15 protein-coding genes are annotated in these 15,498 nt (G+C 73.3%); 5 read left to right on the forward strand and 10 right to left on the reverse strand.

Translation table 11 applies throughout. The features are described from left to right. Positions 1-254: 254 nt before the first annotated feature. A complete protein-coding gene (locus ACGFSC_RS16690) occupies positions 255-1,040 on the reverse strand; it encodes an SDR family oxidoreductase (RefSeq protein ID WP_359899015.1) in 786 nt (261 codons plus the stop codon). 157 nt (positions 1,041-1,197) lie between these two features. Between ACGFSC_RS16690 and ACGFSC_RS16695 the strand changes: the two genes are divergently transcribed. Then, positions 1,198-1,833 (forward strand): TetR/AcrR family transcriptional regulator, encoded by a 636-nt coding sequence (locus ACGFSC_RS16695; RefSeq protein WP_359899013.1) that lies wholly within the window; start codon positions 1,198-1,200, stop codon positions 1,831-1,833. 103 nt (positions 1,834-1,936) lie between these two features. Here ACGFSC_RS16695 and ACGFSC_RS16700 read toward each other — a convergent pair whose 3' ends face one another. The 7 genes from ACGFSC_RS16700 to ACGFSC_RS16730 form a co-directional block, all read right to left on the reverse strand. Continuing rightward, a complete protein-coding gene (locus ACGFSC_RS16700) occupies positions 1,937-2,929 on the reverse strand; it encodes a phospholipase (RefSeq protein WP_359899011.1) in 993 nt (330 codons plus the stop codon). Positions 2,930-3,052: 123 nt separating this feature from the next. Continuing rightward, positions 3,053-4,423 carry a (5-formylfuran-3-yl)methyl phosphate synthase gene (locus ACGFSC_RS16705; protein WP_359899009.1) on the reverse strand — a complete coding sequence of 457 codons (1,371 nt, stop codon included), beginning with the start codon at positions 4,421-4,423 and terminating at the stop codon, positions 3,053-3,055. A gap of 178 nt (positions 4,424-4,601) precedes the next feature. Continuing rightward, on the reverse strand, positions 4,602-5,186 hold the full coding sequence (locus ACGFSC_RS16710; RefSeq protein WP_359899007.1) for a hypothetical protein: 585 nt from the start codon (positions 5,184-5,186) through the stop codon (positions 4,602-4,604). Then, positions 5,183-6,577, reverse strand: a complete 1,395-nt coding sequence (locus tag ACGFSC_RS16715) for a hypothetical protein (protein WP_359899005.1) — start codon at positions 6,575-6,577, stop codon at positions 5,183-5,185. The genes ACGFSC_RS16710 and ACGFSC_RS16715 overlap by 4 nt, the downstream gene beginning before the upstream one ends. After that, positions 6,574-7,383: an ABC transporter ATP-binding protein gene (locus tag ACGFSC_RS16720; protein WP_359899003.1), complete on the reverse strand. Its 810-nt coding sequence runs from the start codon at positions 7,381-7,383 to the stop codon at positions 6,574-6,576. The genes ACGFSC_RS16715 and ACGFSC_RS16720 overlap by 4 nt, the downstream gene beginning before the upstream one ends. Before the next feature lie 46 nt (positions 7,384-7,429). Further along, positions 7,430-8,257, reverse strand: a complete 828-nt coding sequence (locus ACGFSC_RS16725; RefSeq protein ID WP_359899001.1) for a zf-HC2 domain-containing protein — start codon at positions 8,255-8,257, stop codon at positions 7,430-7,432. Beyond that, complete coding sequence (locus ACGFSC_RS16730) at positions 8,254-8,757, reverse strand: RNA polymerase sigma factor (protein ID WP_097234875.1); 504 nt, start codon at positions 8,755-8,757, stop codon at positions 8,254-8,256. Before ACGFSC_RS16730 ends, ACGFSC_RS16725 begins: the two co-directional genes overlap by 4 nt. 203 nt (positions 8,758-8,960) lie before the next feature. On the opposite strand from ACGFSC_RS16730, the gene ACGFSC_RS16735 reads away from it, so the two are divergent. From ACGFSC_RS16735 to ACGFSC_RS16745, 3 genes are all read left to right on the forward strand, one after another. Further along, entirely contained in the window at positions 8,961-9,539 is a 579-nt protein-coding gene (locus ACGFSC_RS16735) for a TetR/AcrR family transcriptional regulator (protein ID WP_359898998.1), read from the forward strand. Positions 9,540-9,769: 230 nt separating this feature from the next. Then, positions 9,770-10,807, forward strand: coding sequence for an agmatine deiminase family protein (locus ACGFSC_RS16740; RefSeq protein ID WP_359898996.1), 1,038 nt, complete (start codon positions 9,770-9,772; stop codon positions 10,805-10,807). Between the two features lie 82 nt (positions 10,808-10,889). Then, complete coding sequence (locus ACGFSC_RS16745) at positions 10,890-12,050, forward strand: agmatine deiminase family protein (RefSeq protein WP_359898994.1); 1,161 nt, start codon at positions 10,890-10,892, stop codon at positions 12,048-12,050. A 94-nt stretch (positions 12,051-12,144) separates the two neighbouring features. Here ACGFSC_RS16745 and ACGFSC_RS16750 read toward each other — a convergent pair whose 3' ends face one another. Next, entirely contained in the window at positions 12,145-13,332 is a 1,188-nt protein-coding gene (locus tag ACGFSC_RS16750; RefSeq protein ID WP_359898992.1) for an agmatine deiminase family protein, read from the reverse strand. Between the two features lie 142 nt (positions 13,333-13,474). Here ACGFSC_RS16750 and ACGFSC_RS16755 point away from each other — a divergent pair, with 142 nt between their 5' ends. Further along, a complete protein-coding gene (locus tag ACGFSC_RS16755; RefSeq protein WP_359898990.1) occupies positions 13,475-14,143 on the forward strand; it encodes a TetR/AcrR family transcriptional regulator in 669 nt (222 codons plus the stop codon). A 108-nt stretch (positions 14,144-14,251) separates the two neighbouring features. Here ACGFSC_RS16755 and ACGFSC_RS16760 read toward each other — a convergent pair whose 3' ends face one another. Beyond that, positions 14,252-15,433 carry an agmatine deiminase family protein gene (locus tag ACGFSC_RS16760; RefSeq protein ID WP_359898988.1) on the reverse strand — a complete coding sequence of 394 codons (1,182 nt, stop codon included), beginning with the start codon at positions 15,431-15,433 and terminating at the stop codon, positions 14,252-14,254. Positions 15,434-15,498: the final 65 nt, after the last annotated feature.

A 15,498-nucleotide genomic window follows, 5' to 3' on the forward strand; every position in this document is an offset into this window, starting at 1 on the left:
TTCGGACCGCCTTCCAGCGGACCCTCCGGGCTTCGTTCTTTCGTGTTTCCAGCTTATCAGATGTTTTCCGCTCCGTTTTCCGGAGTTTCATTCATTCGATTCGCTTTCGCCTTTCGGCGCTCCCGAACTCTATCAGAGCTTTTCGGTCCGTTTTCCCCGGTCATTCTCGAATTACTATTCGAGCTTGTTCCGAGGGGCCGTCCCGTGGGGCAACCCGGAGAACACTACTCCCCTCCGGGGCGGAGACCAAATGCTCAGACCGCCGGGCTCGGCCGGGTGACCCGCTCGGCGACCGCAACCGTGGCGCGTCGCGGCAGGAGCCGGGGCGCCAGGGTCCCGAGACGGTTGAGGAAGCCGTCGACGACGCTCGGCCGCCCCTTCTCCAGCGCCGCCAGCGTGGTGGCGACGACCTGCTCGGGCCGTCGGCGGATGCCCACAGCGGCCTGCTCGCCGGCGACGTCGAAGAAGGGGGTGTCGGTGGCACCGGGGCAGATCGCCAGGGCGCGGACGTTGCTGCCGCGGAGTTCGTTCGCCAGGGCTTCGGTGAAGGAAAGCACGTACGCCTTGGTCGCGCCGTAGACGGCCATCCGGGGAATCGGCTGGAATGCGGCCGTACTCGCCACGTTGACCACCGCGCCCCGGCCGCGCTCGACCATGCCGGGCAGCAGCCGGGCGGTCAGGTCGGTGAGCGTGGCGCAGTTGAGCTGCACCTCCTCGGCCATCCTCGTCGGATCGCTCGTGGCGACGGTGCCGAAGGTCGCGAAGCCCGCGTTGTTGATCAGGACGTCGACCGTCACCTCCAGCTTCTCGACGCGGTCCTGCAGCTCCGCGGCGGCGCCGGGGCGGGCGAGGTCGAGCGGGACGACGTGCACGGTGACGCCGTGCGCCGCTGTCAGCTCCTGCTGGAGGCGGTTCAGCTTGTCCTCGCTGCGGGCGACGACGACGAGGTCCGACCCGCGGGCGGCGAGCTCGCGGGCGAAGGCGGCCCCGATGCCGGTGGACGCTCCCGTGATCAGGGTGGTCTTGCGGGCGAAGTCCATGACTCTCCTCGATACGACGGGGTGCGGTTGTGGTTGGCGGCTGGCAGTTGGCGCTCGGCAGTCGGCGGTCGGCGAACACCCGGGTCCGCTCCACGGGCCCCAATGTAGACACCGACAACAATGTTGTCAATGACTACATGCTCGTATGCTGATGCCCATGCGAACGGGCCACTACCACCACGGAGACCTCCGCGCCGCGCTACTGGAACGCGCCGAACAGACCCTGCGCGAGCAGGGCGCCGACGCGCTGTCCCTGCGCGAGCTCGCCCGCTCGCTCGACGTGAGCCACGCCGCGCCCAGCCGCCACTTCAAGGACCGGCGCGCCCTGCTCGACGCCCTCGCGCTCGCCGGCGTCCAGCGGCTCACCGCCACGGCCCGCAGCGGTCTCGCCAGGAGTGGGGACGGCTTCCGCGAGCGGGCCTTCGCCGTCGCCCGCGCGTACGTCGACTTCGCCGCCGACCACGGCGCACTGCTGGAGCTGGCCTTCGCCCGCAAGCACGACCCCGCCGTGACGGACGGACTGGAGCTCGCCTGGCAGCCGCTGAAGGACGACCTCCGCGCGCTCATCGCCCTCGGCCAGGCCCAGGGGCTGATCCGGGCCGGCGACGCCGACCGGATCGGCGCCATCCTCTTCACCGCCGTCCACGGCGTGGCCGCCCAGACCGCGAGCGGTCGGCTCTCCGGCCCGGCCCTGGACGAGGTCTTCGACGACCTGCTCACCCACCTGCTCCGCGGCCTGGCGCCGGGCACCGACGACGAACCGCTGGCCGCGCCCGCCGCCCCGACCTGCTGACCGCCGCCCAGCGGCTGCCACCCCACCGGCTGTCACCCCGCCAAAGAGCGGCCGACCGCACCCGGCCTGCGCCGAGTGCGGTCGGGTCGGGCCGGGCCGTCTCCTACTTGAACAGGCGGTCGCCGCTGGTGGCCATGCGGTGGGTGCCGCTGTGGCGGTTCACCCAGTCCTTGACCAGGTTGACGGCGTTGGCGCACTGCCAGCTGTTGTCGTACTCCCGCACGCCGGTGAAGGCGCCGTAGCCGGCGATGATGCCGTCCACCTGCGCGTCGCCCAGCAGCTTGTCGACGTACCAGGGGTCGTTGTAGGTGGTCGTCCAGGAGAGGGTGGCCGCGAGTCGTCCGGCGGCCCGGTCGGCGGCTCCCTTCTTCAGTTCCGCGCAGGTGTTGTAGGTGGCCTCCGTGCAGTTGCCGAAGCCCTTGGTGATGTCGCTGTCGCCGTAGTCCATCGCCCGGCGGCCGGCCGGGAAGCCGGCGCCGGACTTGGCGAAGGCGCTCTGCACCTGGTCGCGGGTACCGGTCGTGGTGATGCCCTCCAGCGGGCCGAGCCTGCCCTCCAGGCTCTTCCAGCCCCGGCCGCCGGCGTCCGGGGTGCTGCCGCCGTGGTACTCGTAGAAGCCGTAGAGCACCTGGATGCCGGCGGCCGTCAGCCGCTGGGCCTTGTCGCGCAGTCCGGCGACGCTGCAGGTGCGGTTGGGCTCCTCGCCGCAGTAGTTGGGGTCCTTGATGTCCAGCCAGACCAGCGACAGCCGGCGTCCCGCGTCGGCGTTGGAGACGATGCGGTCGAGCATGCTGTCGAAGCTGGGGCCGAGCCGGTTCTCGCCGGCCGAGGAACAGTCGTGGTAGGCGCGCCACTCGTTCGGGTTCCACCAGGCGCAGACGTCGATCTCGATGGCGTTGGCGCCGTGGTTGATCGCGGCGTCCACGCCGTCCAGGGTGTCGACCCGGTGCGCGATGGCGTAGATCGGGTGACGCTGGTCGGCGGCGGCCGCCGCCGGGGTGGTGCCGAGCGCGGTGGCGCCGACGATCCCGCACAGCGCCGCCGCCAGTGCCGGGAGGGTTCGCGAGCGGGCGCCGCGCCTGGGGTGAGTGGCCAAGGGGAACACTCCTTCTTGTTGGTGTACTGACAGGACGATCCCACCAACTGCGCCTCGGCGTACGGCGAACGGGCGATGAACGGCATCCGGGGGACTCGGCCAGGACACCGGAACGGTCGTCCGTCAGCCGAGCGGCGCCAGCACCCCGTGGTCGTCGGAGGAGTACGCGTCGAGGCCGGGGTGGCGCTTGAGCAGGTCCGCCACGTCGTCGAGCGCCCCGGGCTGCTCCGTCATCCGCCGCGGCACCACCAGCCGGCCGCCCTGCTCGGGCGGGACCAGCCCGCCCACCAGGGTGCGGCGGACGGTCCGCTCGTGCCGGGTGCCCCGGCCGGTGCTCCCGTACGGGTCTCGGGCCAGGGCGCTGACGCCGCCGCGGGCGGAGAGCTGGTCGAGCTCCGGGACCAGCCGCCAGACCTGCTGGGCGTGGTGGCTCTGCACCGAGCCGGCCAGGTTCGCCTCCAGGCCGTGGGCGTGGCACAGCTCCACGAAGAACCGGATCTCCTCCAGCGAGAGGATTCCGGCCCTGGCCAGACCGTGCCGGTCGGTGTCGTGGCGGTCGAGGTCCGCGAGCTCCGGGCTGCCGGCGGTGGAGACCAGTCCGATCCGGGCGACCTTCAGCAGGATGCTGGTGTCCACCATGATCGCGTCGGCACCGGCCGCGGCGCTGGCCTCGACCACCGCGCGGATCGCCTCCCGGTCGGTGCGACGGCCCGGCGTCAGGCCGTGACTCCGGTGGGCGAAGGGCTCGTTGACGGCCACGAAACCGGTGGGCGCCTCCGCCGGCAGGGCGCCGGACGCCCTCAGCCCGGCCAGGTCCGGCCGCCGGCCGTCGAAGAGCGGCCCGCCGTGCACGTCGAGCAGCGCGTCCGCGTATTCGGCGAGGTCGAACGCCCCGGGCGTGGACGGCGCGCACGGGTAGTACTCCCGCAGGCCCACCAGGGCGCGCCGCACCTGCGGCAGCGTCTTGCGGGCGTCCCACAGGTCGAGGTCCTGGGCGAACAGTACGGACATCACCCGGGTGTGCGACAACTGCTCGCTCCGGCGCAGCGTCGTCGTGATCTCGCCGAGCACCTCGGCCAGTTCACCGGTCCGCATGCCGTCCAGGCCGACCTTGACGATCCCGCAGGGATGCACCCGGGTGCCCATCGCCAGGGCGACTCCGAGGGCGGCCTGCGCCGCCTTGCCGACCTGCTCGTACGCCGACTTGGGCAGGGCCAGGCCGTTCTCCGCGCGCCGGAACAGCAGCTGGTCCTCACCGATGTTGGTGCTCAACTGGACCGGGAGGTCCCGCCGGGCGGCCAGCACCGCGTCCGCGATGTCCATGATCCGGCGCGGCTTGATGGTCCCGAGCGCGCTGCGCGGATCCTCGCTGTCGATGATCCGCGCACCGCCGAGGACCGCCTCCCGCGCCTCCTGCGGGTCGAAGACGCTGACCAGCAGCCGTCGATCCGCTCCGACCGCGCCGGGTATGCCGGACATTCCGATGGTCGACACCGTTCCCCCTCCGAAAGCTGACGCTCGTTTCGGGGGTCAGTCTTGACCGCCGGGGGACCCCTGCCGACCGATCGACGATCGGCCACCACTCGAAGGAGTGAAGATCCTTGACATTCCCCCTCCGCGACCTGCGCCCGCTCGCCCGAGGACCTCGCCGAACTCGCGGGCGGGCCCTGGGTCAGCGCCTCGGGCCGACAGCGGCGTACAGCGCGCCGCCGGTCACCAGCAGCGCCACCGCGGTCCAGGTGGACGCCTCCGTGCCGGGGGGAAAGGTCATCCAGCCGAAGGCCTTCCCCACGGTGGTGGGCGGCAGCGGCGGGACGAGGACGGCGAACGCCAGCCAGCCGGTCGGCAGGACCCAGGCCAGGTGCGCCCCGCAGAGCACCGCCCCGAGCGCGGCCAGGCCGACCAGGCCCGCGCTGTCCCGGACGACGACCTCGGTGGGGACGAACGTCGGGCCCACCGCCTGGACCGCCAGCAGCGCCGCACCGGCGGCCGCGCCGATCAGCACCGTGTGCGCGGCCCGGCGGGGCGCCCAGCGGATCGCGGCCGTCCGGTCCAGTGCGAGGTCCTGCCCGCCGAGCCCGACGGAGCCGGCCGCCACGCCCGCGGTGAGCAGGTAGAACGCGGTCGGGTCCATCGCATCCGTCGCGCCCGTGCCGTAGCCCCGGGTGAGGGCCCACACCGCCAGCGCGACGAGCACGACCGCGGCGGCCGAGGCGGGCACCTGCCGTGAACGCGCGTACAGCGTCAGCCACCTCATCGCGACACACCTCCCACCGGCACCTCGCGCAGCCTTGCCGTGCAGGAGAGGGCGGCGGTGCGCAGCTCGGCGATCCGCGAGCGCTGCTCGGCGGGCGCCATCCCCTTCAGCTCCTGCCAGAGGGCGTCGGCGTCCGCCCATGCCCTGCGCGAGAACGCGTCGGTGTCCTGCTCCGCCATCGGCCGGAGGGCGGGGTCACCGAGGGCCCAGCTCACGACGGCGCTCTGGAGGGCGACGTCGTTCTGTGACCCGCCCTCCCGGGAGGTGCGGGCGTGGCAGCTCGGTGCCAGCCCCTGGGCGACCAGTGCGCGGGTCAGGTCGTTGCCGGTCGCATCGATGAACAGCTGATCGTCGAAGTCGACCAGCACCGCGTCGGCGGGGAGCGAGCGGGGATCGCCGAGCGCGCGCAGCGCGGTGTCCTCCCGTACCGAGGTCGGCGCCTTGTCGCCCAGGGACTCGTGCAGCACGCGCAGCGCCTCCCGGCCGCGCGGCGCGAGCTCGGCCAGGTGCGAGCGGCTGGCCCGCGTCACGCACACCGGTCCGTCGCACACCATGGCCGCGGCGGCCTTGTCGACGACGTAGCTGTCGCGCGCGGCGGCCGGCAGGACCAGCAGGGCCACGGCGGCGCCGGCCAGGACGGGGGCCACCGCGAGCAGCCGGGCCCGGCGGGTGGCGGCCGCCAGCAGCGCGAGGCCGGTGGCGAGCAGGCCGAGCAGCCAGACCGTCTGGCCGAGGTGGACGGAGTCGGAGAGGGTCAGCAGCATCTGCCGCGGGTCCGCGGTCACCGGGGACAGCAGGCCGATCCGGTTCGACGTCCTGCTCTCCGGCACCTCCCCTTCGATCCGTATGCGCAGCATGCCCGTCACCGCGAGGCAGGCCACCACCAGGGCGGGCGGGGTGAGGACGGAGGGCAGCGTCCGCGCGACGCCCATGGCGAACACGGCGGCCGCGACGAGGCCCAGGACCGCCACCAGCGAGATCGGCAGCCAGCCGAGGCCCATGTAGGTGGTCGGGCCGAACGCCACCTGCGCTCCGCCCACGACGACGAGGAGGCCGAAGCCCACTGCCAGCGCGAGCGCGATCGCACCCGCCGGCAGCGCCGCACGGCGCCAGGCCGGCAGCGGCGTGGTCGTCAGCAGTTCGGTCATCCGCGAGCGGGGTTCACGCAGTCCGTACACCGCCCCGATGCCGACCACGAGCGGCAGCCAGAAGGCCAGCAGGGAACGGGTCCACATGGCCATGGTGGTCCACTGGGCCGTCCACCCGGCGGTGCCCCTCGACCAGATTCCGTCGTACAGGAGGAAGACCGCCAGGCTGCCGCCCAGGACGACGGCTCCGGCCCACGGGGCGGCCGAGCGCTTCAGTTCGGTTCGCAGCACACGTCGGTTCACCAGGCGCTCCCCTGCTGTCCGGAGGTGCGGAGCAGCGCCGAGTAGCCGCGCTCCAGGGGGCTGTCGCCGGGGTGCTCGGTGCTGCCCGCGGCGGCCAGTTCGTCCGGCGTGCCCTGGAAGACGAGGCGGCCGTCGGCGAACAGGACCACGTCGGAGCAGGCCGCGGCGACGTCCTCGACCAGGTGGGTGGAGACGACCACGCAGGTGTCGCGGCCCAGGTCGTGCAGCAGCTCGCGGAAGCGCAGCCGCTGTGCCGGGTCGAGGCCGGCCGTCGGCTCGTCCAGCAGCAGCACCGCCGGGGAATTGACGATGGCCTGGGCGATGCCGGCCCGCCGCACCATGCCGCCGGAGAGGGTCTTCATCCGGTGGTCGGCGCGGTCGGCCAGGCCCACCCGTTCCACGGCGCGCTGGACGGCCTCGGGGACGTCCTTCTTCGGGACCTCCTTCAACCAGGCCATGTACTCGACGAACTCGCGCACCGTGAAGCGCTTGTAGTAGCCGAAGTCCTGCGGGAGGTAGCCGATGCGGCGGCGCAGGGCCCGGTGGTCGCCCGCCCGGCCCAGGGAGGTGCCGAGCATCTCCAGTTCGCCCTCGGTGGGGCGAAGCACCGTGGCCAGGGTCCGGATCAGGGTGGTCTTCCCCGCCCCGTTGGGCCCCAGGAGGCCGTGGGCGCCGATGCCCAGGGAGAGGTCGAGGCCGTCGACGGCCATCTTGTTCCGTCCGACGCGGACCTTCAGGCCGTCGGCCCGGATCTCCCAGGCGTAGGTCTTCGGCGCGGTGTCGGCCGCGCTCGTCACGGGTGTCATGCGGTGGTCCCTTTCGATGGTGGACGTTCGAGGGTGGACATGGGTTTCACAGCGTCGAGTACGCGTCCCTGCGGGCGATCACGGCGCCGGCGCCGAGCGCGAGGAGCAGCCCCCACAGGGGCAACCGGTCCGGTTGCAGGGCCAGTTGCAGGACGGAGGGGACGCGGCCGGTGAGCGACGCGGGGGCCAGGACGACGGCGCCCCAGGCGAGCGCCAGCCCGACGGCGGCGCGGGTCACCCCGACCACGCTGCCCAGTGCCAGGGCGGTGGAGGTGAAGGCCAGGGAGGGCAGCAGCCACTGCGCGGCCGTCATGGTCCCGGTCAGCCATCCCCCCAGCAGCAGCGGGGGCAGGACCACCACGAGGACCGCGGTGGTGCGCCTGAGCAGCAGGGGCAGACCGGCCCGGGCGGTCGAGGCGGTCAGTTCGTGTGCCGGGTCCAGGCCGCTGGACCACGACGCGGCGACGCCGCACAGCGGCAGCACCGGCGCGATCAGCGACACCAGTGAGGCGCCGCCGAAGCGCTCCGCCGGCGCGGCCGCGTCCAGCAGCAGCGCCAGCAGGGTGACGACGGCGGTCATGGCCAGCCACGGGGTCATCACCGGCGTCAGCCAGGACGACACCCATCCCGGCCGGTGCCGCCGCGGGGCCACTGCGGCCGCCGCGTCCAACTGCGGTTCCAGGCCGGCCCGGACGGTGTCGACGAGCGCGGCGATGCCGGGTACCCCGGTGGCCACGGAGGCCGCCAGCCGGCTCCGGCAGGGCGCGCAGGTCTCCAGGTGGGCCTCCAGTGCCCAGACCGTGTCCGCCGCGATCGTCGTGTCGCCACGTGCGTAGTCGTCGATCAACTGCCTGGACGCGTGTTCCCTGCTCATGCGAGTGCCTCCCGCATCGCGATCCGGGCCCGACGGGCACGGGTCTTGACCGTGCCTTCGGGCAGTCTGAGCAGGACGGCGGTCTCGCGGACGGAGAGCCCGTCGAGCACCGTGGCCTGCAGTACCTCGCGGAGTTCCGGCGCCAGCCGTCTCAGGGCGTCGCCGACGTCGCCGCCGACGGTCCCGGCGAGCGCCTCCTCCTCGGCCGCGGGCACCACGGCCCGCTCGGCCGCGGCGACCGGCGGTTCGGCGTGGTGGGCGCGGCGCCGGAACGCGTCGACGAGGCGGCGTGCCGCGATCGTCCACAGCCACCCGACGGCCGTCCCGCCGACCGCGCTCCCGGCGAACGCGCCGGCCGCGCGCCACACCGCGAGATAGGTCTCCTGCATGACTTCGGCGACGATCTGCTCGTCCGCGCAGCGGCGGCGCAGCCGCACCGCCAGCCATGGCGACGTACGCCGGTACAGCTCGTCGAACGCCCCGCGGTCTCCCCTGGCCACCAGCCGGAGGAGGCGCTCCTCGTCCACCTCGTCCAGTGCTCTCCTGCGTGATCTCACACCAGCCAGACGCGAGATCCGGCGCCCGGGTTCTGGATCCGGCGTGACCTGCGCCACATTCCGCGCCCGGGCCGCCGGCTCCGGCTGATCGGTCGGTCAGCCGGAGGGCGGGACCGGCGCCCGCGCCGCCGGTAAGGTGGTGGATCGTGGCCAGTCGTAAAACGTCGATCATGGAAGCAGCGGCGCGGGTGATCGCGCGGCGCGGGGTGCGCGGACTGCGGGTGGAGGAGCTCGCGGCCGAGGCGGGTGTGTCCACCGCGCTGATCTACTACCACTTCAAGGACCGTACGGGGATCCTCCGGCAGACGCTGGAGTTCATCAACGACCGGGCGGAGCGGTACACGACCGAACGTGCCGAGGACGCCCCGCCGCTGACGCCCCGCGAGGAGTTGGAGCAGACGCTGCTGCTGGAGCTCCAGGACACCCCGGAGGTGCGGGAGAACAGCACCGCCTGGGGCGAGCTGCGGGCGAGCGCGGTGTTCGACGAGACGCTGCGCGAGGACCTGGCGCGGGCCACCCGGATCTGGGTGCAGGAGGTCGCGGAACTGCTCGGCGACGTGCGGCCGATGGCCTCCGCGGTCGCGCTGGCCGGCGCGGCGGAGCGGCTGACCGCGCTGCTGGAGGGGCTGAGCACGCGCTGGCTCAGCGGCAGCCTGCCGCTGGCGCACGCCCGCACCCTGCTGACCGAGGCGATCGAGGTCGAGGTGGCCCGGCTCGGGTCCTGAGCCGTACGGACCGCGCAGGGCTTGTCACGCTGCGCGGGGAGCCCGTCAAGGATGCGTTATGGCGCGCCCATGAGTTTGACTGAACTTTCAGTCAGTGCGAGCCTGAAGCCGCAGGAAGGGTGCTGCCGCCGGCCCGTCCCCGTGGTGCGCCACCGCGTCGCGGCGCGAAGAGTGGGATCCGGCGGCCCTCGGCGCCCTTCCCGGCACCGTCGCACGATCTGGAGACCCTCATGACCCACTACCCCGACGACCGCTCCACCGGGCCGTACCCCTGGGTGCCGGCGGACGACGTCCCGCACGCGCGGACCTGGATGTCCTGGCCCTCCCGCAGGGGCGTGTGGGGACTGCGCCTGGGCGGCGTCCAGGAGGACATCGCCCTGATCGCCCGCACGATCGCCGAGTTCGAGCCGGTGGTGATGTGCGCCCCCGACGACTGGACCGCCGGCAAGGCCCGGTCCCGGTGCGGCTCCGGGGTGGAGGTGATCACCGCCATCCCCACCGACGACCTGTGGATGCGCGACACCGCGCCGGTGTTCCGCCGGGACGGGTACGGCGGCCTGGACGCCGTGATCCTCAACTTCAACGGCTGGGGCAACAAGCAGGTGCACCACGACGACGCCCGGGTCGCCGAGCGCCTCGCCGCCCGCCGCGGCCTGCGCCACACCTACGCGGACTTCGTCGGCGAGGGCGGCGCGATCGAGACCGACGGCGACGGCACGGTGATGGCCACCGAGAGCAGCCTGGTCAACAAGAACCGCAACCGCGGCATGAGCCGGGCCGAGATCGAGGAGTCCGTCCTGGAGGCCTACGGCGCGGACACCATGATCTGGCTGCCGGGCATCAGGGGCGAGGACATCACCGACGACCACGTGGACGTCACCTCCCGGTTCGTCCGCCCCGGCGTGGTGATGGTGCAGCTGCCGCCGGCGGACCGCAACGACTCCTGGGCACGGGACGCCCGCGAGCAGTTCGCGATCCTCTCCGCCGCCACCGACGCCCGGGGCCGCCGCCTGCACGTCATCCCGGTGCACGGCCCGGACACCGTCCGCTCCCGCAGCTCCAAGTTCGTCGACTCCTACCTCAACTTCGTCCTCGTCAACGGGGGCGTCATCACCGCCGAGTTCGGCGACGCGTACAAGGACGCCGCCGCCCGGGAGACGCTCGCCGCGGCCTTCCCCGGCCGCGAGGTGGTGCAGATCGACGTCGACCGCCTGATGGCCGGCGGCGGCGGCATCCACTGCTCGACCATGCACGAACCGCTGCCGTAGCCACCGGGCGGCCCGCGTCGCAGCCGCGGCCGCCGCACCGCACATCCTCCACCGCACCGACCACCACAGCCGGAGTGCCCGTATGTCCCCTGCCCTGTCCCGCCGTACCCTGATGCGCCGCCTCGCCGGTGTCGGCGCCGGTGTCGGCGCCCTCACCCTCGGCCTCACCGCCTGCGACCCCAACGGCATCGAGGACGGCGCCACCCTGCCGCCCCCGCAGCCCGGCGGCACCCCCGGTGTGCGCCGCTTCGGCGCCGAGTGGGAGAAGCACCTGCGCACCGTGATGTCCTGGCCGGCCTCCGAGAACATCTGGGGCGAGCAGCTGCCGGACGTCCGCCGGGACGTCGCCGGCCTGGCCCAGGCCATCGCGGCGCGCGAACCGGTCGTGCTGATGGCCCGCCCCGAGCAGCAGGACGCCGCCCGGAAGGCCTGCGGCTCGGCCGTCGAGGTGGTGCCGATCGCCGTCGACGACCTGTGGGCCCGGGACACCCTGCCGGTGTTCGTCGAGGAGGGCGGCACGGTCAAGGGCGTCGACTTCAACTTCAACGGCTGGGGCGGCAAGCAGCAGCGCGGCAACGACGCCAAGGTCGCCCGGACGGTACTGGCCAAGTACGGCGTGGAGCGGGTCGAGACCCGGCTGGTCGCCGAGGGCGGCTCCTTCGAGACCGACGGCCAGGGCACCCTGATGGTGACCGAGAGCTCCGTCGTCAACGACAACCGCAACCCGGGCATGACCCGGGACCAGGTCGAGGCCGAGCTGAAGCGGGTCCTCGGCGTGAGCAAGGTGATCTGGCTGGCGGGCGTCAAGGGCAAGGACATCACCGACGCCCACGTCGACTGCCTGACCCGCTTCGCCGCCCCCGGCGTCGTCCTGCTCGACCAGGCCTTCCCCGGCACCCCGCCGGACGTCTGGTCCCGCTCGGCCGACCAGGCCCGCGCCGTCTTCAAGGACGCCACCGACGCGACCGGCCGCAAGCTCCAGGTGGTGGAGCTCCAGCAGCCGGACCCGGACCGGATCACCGGGCGCGGTGACGCCTTCGTCTCCTCGTACATGAACTTCTACATCGGCACGAAGGGCGTCTACCTGCCGAAGTTCGGCGATGCCAGGGCCGACGACCGGGCCCAGCAGATCATGAAGCAGTACTTCCCGGGCAGGGAGATCGTGCCGGTCAAGATCGACGCGATCGCGGCCGGCGGCGGTGGCATCCACTGCGCCACCCACGACATCCCCGCCCTGGGCTGAGCGGGCGGCGGGCCGGCTCCCCGGGTCGTCCCGGAGGGTCGGCCCGGCGCCCGGGGCCGGGTCCGGTCGGCGGGCCGGACCCGGCCCCGCCTCGTCACGCCGCGGGCTGCTGCTGGGTGACGCAGTGGATCCCGCCGCCGCCCGCGCCCAGGCTGTCGATGTTCAGCTGTTCGACGGTGCGGCCGGGGAACATCCGGGCCAGGGCGGCCCGGGCGGCACTGTCGGCCTTGGTGTCGCCGAACTGCGCCGCGATCACCGCGTTGTTGCACAGGTAGTAGTTGGCGTAGGAGCCGACGAAGTTGGGGTCGGTCGAGCGGATCAGGTTGTAGTCGGGCCCCTGGATCTGGCTGACCCCGAACGGAGTTCCCTGGGCGCTGGTGGAGGTGGTCAGGATCCGGTACTGCTGCCGTGCGTCGTTCGACCAGGCGTCGGTGTCGCTCGCCAGCGGCATCTGGACCGCGGCCGTCCCCGCGCCGAGGAAGCGGGAGGTGGCGTCCACGTGGTCGTCGGTGATGTCCTGGCCGGCGACACCGTTGAACCAGATCACCTTGGTGGCGCCGTAGGCGGCGCACATCGCGCTCTCGACCGCGGCCTGGGACATGCCGGGGTTGCGGTTGGCGTTGAGGATGCTGCTCCGGGTGGCCATCAGCGTCCCGGCCGCGTCCGTCTCGATGGCGCCGCCCTCGGCGACCAGCCCGGCGGCGGTGAACGGCAGGCCGAGGTAGGCGGCGACGCGCCCGGCGACCAGGGCGTCGTTGCCGTGCGGGTTCTGGTGGTTGCCCCAGCCGTTGAAGTTGAGGCCGATCGTGTCCAGGCCGCCCGCGCCGTCGGTGCGGAAGACCGGGCCGGTGTCGCGCATCCAGCAGTCGTCGACCGGGACGTCCCCGATGACGGTGACGGTCGAGCCGCACATCGACCGCGCCTTGGCCACACTGGCCGGGTTGGCGCACATGGTGACCGGCTCGTACTTCGCGATGGTTCTGGCGATGAGGGCGATGTTCGACTGGACACCGCCGAGCTTGTTGCGCCAGATGGTGCTGCTGTCCGGCCAGGCCATCCAGGTGCGGGTGTGCCGGACGGTGTCCAGCGGCACCCGGAAGCCCGCGGCGAGGCCGGCGCCGGCGGCGGCACCCGTGGCGGTGCGGCGGTGCGCCGCCTGGGCCGGCCCGCCGGTCGCGGCCGTCAGCGCGGTGCCGGCGACGACGATCCCGGCGGCCGTCAGGAACCGGCGGCGGCCGAGCCCCTCCGCGGCCGTCGTCTCGGTTCTGGAGCGGTCGTCCATCACTGCCTCCATGTCAACGTCCACTGCTTGTGCAGCAGTTGACCGAAAAGGTAAAACTGGCCAAGCGCTCGGTCAATACTTTGCGCAGCCATCGTTCCCGATGCGCCCCTGCGGCACTCCCCCGGTCGTTACAGTGACGGCCATGGCGACACAGGCGACAGGCACGGCCGCACGAACGGCCTCCGCGGCGGGCGGCCCCGGCCGGACCCGCGCTTCCGCCAAGGGCGAGCAGACCCGGGCCCGGCTGATCGCCGCGGCCCGCACCCTGCTCGCGGGCGACGGCGCCGGGCGGTTCACCACCCGCAACGTGGCCGCGCTGTGCGGGGTCTCGCACGGGATGTGCCACTACCACTTCGCGGACCGCACCGACCTGATCGTCGCGGTCGTGGCGGACATCCGGCCCGAGTGGATCACGCCGCTGGAGGAGGCGGTCGCCGGTCCCGGCGGCTACGCCGAGCGCTCCGAGCGGGTCCTGACGCTGCTCACCCGGCCCGAGAGCCCCGACCTGGCCCGACTGCACGCCGCCCTGCACTGGCTCGCCCTCAACGACGAACGCGTCCGCGCGAGCCTGGAGGCCGAGTACGCGCGCTGGCGGGCCTCCTTCGTGGGCCTGTTCCGCTGCCTGCTGGAGGAACGCGGCGACGGCGGCGACCCGGTCCCGCTCGGGGAGGCCTTCGCCGCCGCCGTGGACGGACTCGCCGCCATCGGGTCGCTGGACGGGACGGTGGACGCCGAGCGGGTGCTGCGGACCCTGCTGGAATCGCTGTCGTCCACCCCCCGGCCGTCCACCCCCCGGCCGTCCGGCGCCTGACGGTCCGCGGAGGGACCGCACGCCGCCCGGACCCGCGTCACCCGACCGTCCGGAGCCCGACCCGCGCGGCCCGCCCCCGCGCCGCCCGACCCTCCGCAGCCCGACCGGTCACGGGGTGGAGCCGGGCGCCACGGGCTGCTGCTGGGTGGCGCAGTGGATGCCCCCGCCGCCCGAGGCGATGTGGTTGATGCCGACCTGGGTGACCTTGCGGCCCGGGTGGAGGTCGCCGAGGATGCCGGCCGCCCGGTCGTCGGTGGCCTGGTCCCCGAAGCGCGGGACGATGACGCCGCCGTTGCAGACGTAGTAGTTGATGTACGTGGCCAGGAAGTCCTTGCCCGCGCCCGGGATCAGGGCGGTGTCGGGCTCGGGGAGGTCGACCACCTTGAGCGTGCGGCCCTGGGCGTCCGTCTCCGTCTGCAGCACCTGCAGCGCCTGCGCGGAGGCGGTGGTCCAGACGTCCGGCGGGGCGTCGGCGGCGGGACGGTGCAGGACCACGGTGCCCGGCTCGGCGAAGCGGGCGAGGGCGTCGACGTGGCAGTCGGTGATGTCCTGCCCGGCGACGCCCTGGAACCAGATCACCTTCTCGACGCCGAGCAGGTCCTTGAGGCTCGCCTCGATCTGGTCGCGGGACTTGCCGGGGTTGCGGTTGCCGTTGACCCAGGAGCTCTCGGTGGCCATCAGCGTCCCCTCGCCGTCCACCTCGATGCCGCCGCCCTCGCCGGTGATCGGCGCCTGGATGCGGGTGATGCGGTAGTGGTCGAGGAGGTAGCGGGCGACCAGGCTGTCATTGGCGTGGGTCTGCTTGTCGCCCCAGCCGTTGAAGTTGAAGTCGACCCCGGCCAGCCCCTGCGGGCCGGTGACGAAGGTCGGGCCGGTGTCCCGGGCCCACAGGTCGTCGACCTTCAGTTCGAGCACCTCGACCGAGGAGCCGACGGCCTGCCGGGCCTGGGCCGCCTGGTCGGGGCGGGCCAGCAGGACGACCGGTTCGAAGCCGGCGATCGCCTGGGCCAGCCCCGCGATGTCCTGCCGGACCCCGGGCAGCTGGTCGCCCCACACCTCCTCCAGCGCCGGCCAGGCCATGAAGGTGCGGGTGTGCGGGCCGGACTCGGCCGGCATGGCCCACCCCCCGGCCGCCGGGCTCGTGGACGGGGCCGCGCCCGAAGCCGTACCGCTCCGGTCGGACTGCTCCTCCGATCCGCCGTCGGAGGAGCAGCCACCGGCCAGGGCCAGCGCGGCGAGCGCGGCCCCGGACCGCAGGAGTGAGCGGCGGGACGGCCGGGGGTGAGCCATGGGGCCTCGTTCCGGTTGGTGTCGGGGTTCGGCTCCGCAGGCTACTGACCGGAAGGTCAGATTCC

The organism is Kitasatospora sp. NPDC048715 (assembly GCF_043198905.1).
GTDB lineage: Bacteria > Actinomycetota > Actinomycetes > Streptomycetales > Streptomycetaceae > Kitasatospora > Kitasatospora lactacystinica.

Bases quoted from the DNA above. Each gene is read 5' to 3' on its own strand.
- ACGFSC_RS16690 (WP_359899015.1), bottom strand. From the start codon at position 1,040: ATGGACTTCGCCCGCAAGACCACCCTGATCACGGGAGCGTCCACCGGC.
- ACGFSC_RS16745 (WP_359898994.1), top strand. From the start codon at position 10,890: ATGTCCCCTGCCCTGTCCCGCCGTACCCTGATGCGCCGCCTCGCCGGT.
- ACGFSC_RS16695 (WP_359899013.1), top strand. From the start codon at position 1,198: ATGCGAACGGGCCACTACCACCACGGAGACCTCCGCGCCGCGCTACTG.
- ACGFSC_RS16725 (WP_359899001.1), bottom strand. From the start codon at position 8,257: ATGAGCAGGGAACACGCGTCCAGGCAGTTGATCGACGACTACGCACGT.
- ACGFSC_RS16760 (WP_359898988.1), bottom strand. From the start codon at position 15,433: ATGGCTCACCCCCGGCCGTCCCGCCGCTCACTCCTGCGGTCCGGGGCC.
- ACGFSC_RS16710 (WP_359899007.1), bottom strand. From the start codon at position 5,186: ATGAGGTGGCTGACGCTGTACGCGCGTTCACGGCAGGTGCCCGCCTCG.
- ACGFSC_RS16755 (WP_359898990.1), top strand. From the start codon at position 13,475: ATGGCGACACAGGCGACAGGCACGGCCGCACGAACGGCCTCCGCGGCG.
- ACGFSC_RS16740 (WP_359898996.1), top strand. From the start codon at position 9,770: ATGACCCACTACCCCGACGACCGCTCCACCGGGCCGTACCCCTGGGTG.
- ACGFSC_RS16720 (WP_359899003.1), bottom strand. From the start codon at position 7,383: ATGACACCCGTGACGAGCGCGGCCGACACCGCGCCGAAGACCTACGCC.
- ACGFSC_RS16750 (WP_359898992.1), bottom strand. From the start codon at position 13,332: ATGGACGACCGCTCCAGAACCGAGACGACGGCCGCGGAGGGGCTCGGC.